This is a genomic window from Massilia sp. Mn16-1_5 (assembly GCF_004798585.1).
Lineage (GTDB): Bacteria > Pseudomonadota > Gammaproteobacteria > Burkholderiales > Burkholderiaceae_D > Telluria.
The window spans coordinates 1-5,325 of record NZ_PPXQ01000041.1; the positions used below are offsets into that span (position 1 = coordinate 1).

4 protein-coding genes and 1 rRNA gene are annotated in these 5,325 nt (G+C 61.1%); 2 read left to right on the plus strand and 3 right to left on the minus strand.

What is annotated here, in order from left to right; genetic code table 11:
- Positions 1-363: 363 nt before the first annotated feature.
- Together rtcA and C2862_RS24870 are read right to left on the minus strand one after the other, a co-directional pair.
- Positions 364-1,395, minus strand: coding sequence for an RNA 3'-terminal phosphate cyclase (gene rtcA, locus C2862_RS24865; RefSeq protein ID WP_136223722.1), 1,032 nt, complete (start codon positions 1,393-1,395; stop codon positions 364-366).
- Positions 1,396-1,437: 42 nt separating this feature from the next.
- The gene (locus C2862_RS24870) at positions 1,438-2,682 is read right to left on the minus strand and encodes an RtcB family protein (RefSeq protein ID WP_136223724.1); all 1,245 of its coding nucleotides are present in this window, start codon (positions 2,680-2,682) and stop codon (positions 1,438-1,440) included.
- 193 nt (positions 2,683-2,875) lie between these two features.
- On the opposite strand from C2862_RS24870, the gene rtcR reads away from it, so the two are divergent.
- A complete protein-coding gene (gene rtcR / locus C2862_RS24875) occupies positions 2,876-4,483 on the plus strand; it encodes an RNA repair transcriptional activator RtcR (RefSeq protein ID WP_136223726.1) in 1,608 nt (535 codons plus the stop codon).
- A gap of 51 nt (positions 4,484-4,534) precedes the next feature.
- On the plus strand, positions 4,535-4,996 hold the full coding sequence (locus C2862_RS24880; RefSeq protein ID WP_136223728.1) for a DUF6328 family protein: 462 nt from the start codon (positions 4,535-4,537) through the stop codon (positions 4,994-4,996).
- Positions 4,997-5,206: 210 nt separating this feature from the next.
- Here the strand turns inward: C2862_RS24880 and rrf are convergent.
- Positions 5,207-5,319: ribosomal RNA gene (rrf, locus tag C2862_RS24885) — 5S ribosomal RNA — on the minus strand.
- Positions 5,320-5,325 lie beyond the last annotated feature (6 nt).

Here is a 5,325-nt window from a genome sequence, read left to right on the forward strand (position 1 = left end):
TCATCCGCATTGCTGCGGAGTCGCTCACTCAAAATACTGACCGTCATCTCATTGCTGAGACAACGTTTAATACTTTGTGCGAACATTTGATAATTTAAGTAATCAGCTGAACAAGTCAGCTGGCACCTTCATCAAACGCCCACACTTATCGACTGTTAATTGTTAAAGAACTTATTCGGTACTGCCTTGCTGCGTTCTGCGAATCGTTTTGTTCGTCAGCAGCAGAGAGATGAGATTATGCAGTGTTTTGCGTTTTTCGTCAACCTCTTTTTTTCCTCTTCGTCGCTTGTTGCAGGCTTAACTACTTGATTTCGTTAACGTTTGCAGCACAGCGCCGAAGCGGACGCGAATTATAGCGAAGCCTTAGCTCGGCTGGCAAGTGCTTTTCACCACACACAGATTGCTCCGTTCTCCGCGTTCGAAATAAATGTCGACCGGCAAGAATTTACTAATGAGCGCGGCATTCGTTTCCGTATGCATCGAGACTGTCGTGGCGGTAAATCGTCCACCGCCGGCAAGGGCCATCGGCAGCAGTAACTGATCCGCCAGGTGCTCGTCGGCCACCGCATCGGAAGCCAGATAAGCCTGTGCTTGCATGATCGCTTCCTGCGCAACTGCTTCCGCCCGCACCGCCTTGGCACCAAATCCGACGCACACTTCGGTCACGTGTTCATAGTCGAGCCTAATCAACACCGCATTGCCTGGCCCCTGCTCCGCGGGCAGGCGTTGCAGGTGCAACTGCTCCCTCCCCCATTCCATGGCTTCGCCGATACAATCCAGCTCGCGCATCCCGACCTGCGGCGCAAGCCCGGCCACCAGAGCATCGGCACGTCCGCCAATATATGCACCGCGCTCCATCAATGCCAGCTGCCTCAGCTCCCGCCAGGGACGCACGGTCGCAAGCACCTCTCCGCCACCGGCAGGATAAAAACCGTAACGCTTCAGCGCGAGGCCGACCTCCGCTCCCATGCGCGCGAGCAGAGGCAGGTAGGTATGCTGCAGGAACTGCACCGGCGGCGCCATCATGTTGTGCGTCCCACCCGTGATGCGGATCGTCGACGGCTGCGGCGCAAACAGCAGTGCCGGCACGATCGTCTGCAGCACCAGCGTGCAGCTGCCGGCACTGCCGATCGCAAAGTGGTAGTCGCCGTCCACCACCGGTCCTGGCGTAAAACTCAGTTCGGATGAGCCCAGCTCGGCCCCGTTCACGCGCGCGCCACTCACCTGGGCTGCCGCCTGCACCGCCACCAGGTGCTGCCGCATCAATCCCGGCTTGGCACGGTTGGCGCGAATATCCCTGATGCGGAACGGCTGCCCGGTGATCATGGACAGCGCAAGCGCGCTTCGCAGAATCTGCCCGCCGCCTTCGCCTGCGGCGCCGTCGAGTTCAATCATGGTCTCCCCTTCTCTTTCTTGTTCTTGTCATGCGCGGGATGGTCACCCTTTCACGCACACCACCTGCTTCAGGGTGTGGACGACTTCGACCAGATCGCGCTGCGCATGCATCACCGCGTCGATGTCCTTGTAGGCCATCGGGATCTCGTCGATCACGTTTGCGTCCTTGCGGCACTCGACGCCCTCGGTCGCGCGCACCTGGTCGGCCAGGGTGAAGCGGCGCTTCGCTTCGGTGCGGCTCATGGTGCGGCCGGCGCCGTGGCTGCAGCTATGGAAACTGTCCTCGTTCCCCTTGCCGCGCACGATGAAGCTCTTCGCCCCCATCGAGCCGGGAATGATACCCAGCTCACCGGCCCGCGCCGACACCGCGCCCTTGCGGGTGACCAGCACGTCCTTGCCGAAGTGACGCTCCTTTTGGACGTAGTTGTGGTGGCAGTTCACCGCCTCCACATGGGTCTCGAAGGGCTTCCTGATCACCAGGCGCACGGCGGCGATCAGGTTTTGCATCATGACCTCGCGGTTGGTGCGCGCGAACTTCTGCGCCCAGCTCACGGCTTCCACGTAATCGTCGTAATGCTGGGTGCCTTCCGACAGGTAAGCCAGGTCGCTGTCGGGCAGGTTGACGAAATGGGTACGCATGTCCTTCTTCGCCAGCTCGATGAAATGGGTGCCGATCGCATTGCCGACACCGCGCGAACCCGAGTGCAGCATGAACCACACGAAGCCGACTTCGTCCAGGCAGACCTCGACGAAGTGGTTGCCACTCCCCAGCGTGCCAAGGTGACGGTAGTTATTCGTGTTCTTCAGCGAAGGCGTCTTCAGGCAGATCGCATCGAATTCATCCTTCAGCTGCAGCCAGGCGGCGTCCACTGCCGATGGCGGCGTTTGCCACGAACCTTCGTCGCGACCGCGGTGTCCACGCGTCTTCGGCGACATCCCGTGCGGAATCGCGCGCTCGATCGCGCTACGCAGGGTGGACAGGCTGTCGGGCAGGTCGTTCGCGGTCAGCGTCGTCTTCGCGGCCATCATGCCGCAACCGATATCGACGCCGACGGCTGCCGGGATGACCGCACCGAGCGTCGGCACGACGGTGCCGATGGTCGAGCCCTTGCCAAGGTGGACGTCGGGCATGACGGCGATGTGCTTGTACACGAAAGGCATCTGCGCGGTGTTCGACAGCTGCCGCTTCGCCGCTTCCTCGACGGGTACGCCTTGCGTCCACATCTTGACGGGAGCGCCGCCCGGGATATCCATGACATCGTAGCTGGTGGTGTTCGTCGTTTTCATTTTTCTCACAATTGTTCGCTAGTAGGTAGCGTTCTCATTGCAAACGCCGTGCCAGCCAATGTGACCGGCTGGCCGACCTCCGTAAGTATCTGATCTTATGAGAAGTTACGCCGATCTTGCCCTTTTCGTCGCCGTGTCGACATAAGTCCGGCTAGCTGATAAATTATCCAGCAAGATAAATATTTATACTCATATGAAAAAGAAGAAAACCGTTGTGATCGGCTTCGTCGGCACGAAGCTCGACAACTACCGCGGCTCCTCGCGCTGGGACAAGTGGCGGCCCAGCATTGCGCTGACCCAGCATCAAGATTTATCCATTGCGCGTTTCGAGCTGCTGTACAACGGCCCCTACGAGAAGCTGGTGGACGAGGTGGCGGCGGACATCGCTGCGGTATCGCCCGACACCCAGGTGGTGCCCCATACGCTCGAGATGCGCGACGCCTGGGATTTCGAGGAGGTATACGGCGCGCTCTTCGATTTCGCGAAGCGCTATCCCTTCGATCCCGACCACGAGGATTACTGGATCCATATCACGACCGGCACCCACGTGGTCCAGATCTGCATGTTCCTGATGACCGAAGCGCGTTTCTTCCCGGGCCGGCTGGTGCAGACTTCGCCGCCGCGCACGCCCGGTGCAGGCACGCCGGGCAGTTACACTTTGATCGACCTCGACCTGTCGCGCTACGACCAGATCGCCCAGCGCTTTTCGCGCGAGCAGATGGAGGGCGTAGCCTTCCTGAAGTCGGGCATCGCGACGCGCAACGCGGAATTCAACACAATGATCGACGAAATCGAGCGCGTGGCGATCCGCTCGCGCTCCCCGATGCTGTTGATGGGCCCGACGGGCGCCGGCAAGTCCTTTCTCGCGCGCCGCGTTTATGAGCTCAAGAAGGCGCGGCACCAGGTCGACGGCCGCTTCGTGGAACTCAACTGCGCGACGCTGCATGGCGATGGCGCGGCCTCGACGCTGTTCGGGCATATCAAGGGCGCTTTCACCGGTGCGGGGTCGGATCGCCCCGGTTTGCTCAAGAGCGCGGACAAGGGGGTGCTATTTCTCGACGAGATCGGCGAACTGGGCGCGGACGAACAGGCGATGCTGCTCAAGGCGATCGAAGACAAACGCTTCCTGTCGGTCGGCAGCGACCACGAGGTGCGAAGCGACTTCCAGCTCATCGCCGGCACCAACCGCGACCTGTCGCAGGACGTGGTGGCCGGCCGCTTTCGCGAAGACCTGTACGCGCGCATCAATCTGTGGACCTATTCCCTGCCCGGCCTGCGCGACCGCGTGGAAGACATCGAGCCGAACCTCGACTACCTGCTCGCCCAGTTCGGGGAAGAACACGGCCAGATGGTGCGTTTCAACCGCGAGGCGCGCACACGCTTCATGCGCTTCGCGCGTTCGCCGGAGGCGCTGTGGAGCGGGAATTTCCGCGACCTGTGGGCATCGGTGACGCGCATGGCGACGCTGGCGCAATCGGGGCGCATCAACGAAGCGATCGTGGCCGACGAAGTCGCGCGCCTGCAGCGCTTGTGGCGGCCTCAGCTCGCGCGAGGCGCAGAGCACGCCATCGCGCTCGAGGCAGTGATCGGCGAGCAGGCGATGGTCCAGCTGGATTTGTTCGACGCCCTGCAGCTGGAAGCAGTAATAAAAGTCTGCCGGCAATCGAAAAGCCTGTCGGACGCCGGCCGCAAGCTGTTCGGCGTCTCGCGCGGCGCCAAGGCGAAACCGAACGATGCGGACCGGCTCAAGAAATACCTGGCGCGTTTCGGCCTGAGCTGGGACCAGCTCGCGGCATCGTGACCACAGCTCAACCGTGCGCGGAATGCGCCGGTTTGCAGGTACCGTGATGCGATGGAAAGAGCATCACTACAGTTCGATAAAGTCGACGCCGACATGCGCAATATCATCGAGGAAGCGCGTGTCATTCTCCCTGGCCTGCAAGCCCTGTTCGGTTTCCAGACGGTTGCCGTGTTCAGCGAGCGCTTCGAGGACTTGGCCAGTTTTGCGAAAGCCTGTCACGTGGGCGGACTGGTATTGGTGATCGTCGCGGTGGCGATGGTCATGACGCCGGCGATTTATTACCGGGCTTGCCGCGGCCATGCGAATGCGCCCATGGTGCGCGTCTCGGCAACCATGATCCGCGGCGCGCTGGCACCGCTGGCTTGCGGACTGGCGCTCGACGTCTTTACCGTATTCCACGCCGTCACCGAGAGCCTGGCCACCAGCATCACGGTCGCCCTCGCAGTCTTTGCCCTGCTGGTCGGCCTGTGGTTTGTGCTGCCAGGGCGTGCACGGCGGCGTGCCGGCAAATAGGGAACCGCCGCGCTTTTCGATGGTCGTACGGTAGCCAGCCATATGCGCCGGCGCCGGACATGCCAGAACTGGGCGGCACCTGCTCATCCGAGGTTCGTTAATCGGGGGGACACGAGGAAGGCGAGTGCTCGCCCAGCCCATCAGGGCCATTCATCTTGAGACGAAAAAAAACCCGCTGATCGAAATCAGCGGGTTTTTCTCTTATAACTAGCCTGACGATAACCTACTTTCACACTGGTTGCAGCACTATCATCGGCGCAAAGTCGTTTCACGGTCCTGTTCGGGATGGGAAGGGGTGGGACCGACTTGCTATGGTCATCAGGCATGAC

Bases quoted from the DNA above. Each gene is read 5' to 3' on its own strand.
- rtcA (WP_136223722.1), bottom strand. From the start codon at position 1,395: ATGATTGAACTCGACGGCGCCGCAGGCGAAGGCGGCGGGCAGATTCTG.
- rtcR (WP_136223726.1), top strand. From the start codon at position 2,876: ATGAAAAAGAAGAAAACCGTTGTGATCGGCTTCGTCGGCACGAAGCTC.
- C2862_RS24870 (WP_136223724.1), bottom strand. From the start codon at position 2,682: ATGAAAACGACGAACACCACCAGCTACGATGTCATGGATATCCCGGGC.
- C2862_RS24880 (WP_136223728.1), top strand. From the start codon at position 4,535: ATGGAAAGAGCATCACTACAGTTCGATAAAGTCGACGCCGACATGCGC.